This is a genomic window from Erwinia sp. MYb416 (assembly GCF_037479575.1).
In the GTDB taxonomy this organism is placed as follows: Bacteria; Pseudomonadota; Gammaproteobacteria; order Enterobacterales; family Enterobacteriaceae; genus Erwinia; species Erwinia rhapontici.
This window is the reverse complement of the sequence record NZ_JBBGYT010000253.1, coordinates 1-750: the sequence shown is the minus strand read 5'-3', so window position 1 is coordinate 750 and position 750 is coordinate 1. Positions and strand designations below refer to the sequence as shown.

Sequence of the window (750 nt, the reverse complement as noted above, 5' to 3'; positions counted from 1 at the left end):
GTGCCGAACTGTATCTACACCAGTGAAGAAGGGGATGCCGAGCAGTTCAGCACCCACCTGGGTGTTGAGACCATTGTTATCGATCCAAAACGCTCCTTTATGAATATTAGCGGTGGGCAGATCCGTCAGGATCCGTTCCGCTACTGGGAATATATTCCTACCGAAGTGAAGCCCTTCTTCGTGCGCACCGTGGCGATCCTCGGCGGTGAATCGAGCGGAAAATCCACGCTGGTCAATAAGCTGGCGAATATCTTCAACACCACCAGTGCCTGGGAGTTTGGTCGCGATTACGTCTTCTCGCATCTGGGCGGAGATGAGATGGCGTTACAGTATTCTGACTACGATAAGATCGCCCTCGGTCAGGCGCAGTACATCGACTTTGCAGTTAAATACGCCAATAAAGTGGCGTTTATTGACACCGACTTCGTGACAACGCAGGCATTCTGTAAAAAGTATGAAGGGCGTGAGCACCCGTTTGTTCAGGCGCTGATCGACGAGTATCGCTTCGATCTGGTGATTCTGGTGGAGAACAATGTGCCGTGGGTGGCTGATGGCTTGCGCAGTCTGGGTAGCTCGGTGGATCGCAAAGAGTTCCAGTCGCTGCTGATCGCCATGCTTGGCGAGAATAACATTAATTATGTTCACGTTGAGCAGGACAACTACGACGAACGCTTCCTGCGTTGCGTCGAGCTGGTGAAAGAGATGCTGGGCGCGTAGCGCACCTTGCTGTCATCCCAGAGAGTAATAATC

At 52.3% G+C, this 750-nt stretch carries 1 protein-coding gene; it reads left to right on the top strand.

Features of this window, described 5'->3' with window-relative positions:
- A partial coding sequence (gene nadR / locus WH277_RS02345; protein WP_339504184.1) for a multifunctional transcriptional regulator/nicotinamide-nucleotide adenylyltransferase/ribosylnicotinamide kinase NadR occupies positions 1-717 on the top strand: 717 nt, incomplete at its 5' end.
- Positions 718-750: the final 33 nt, after the last annotated feature.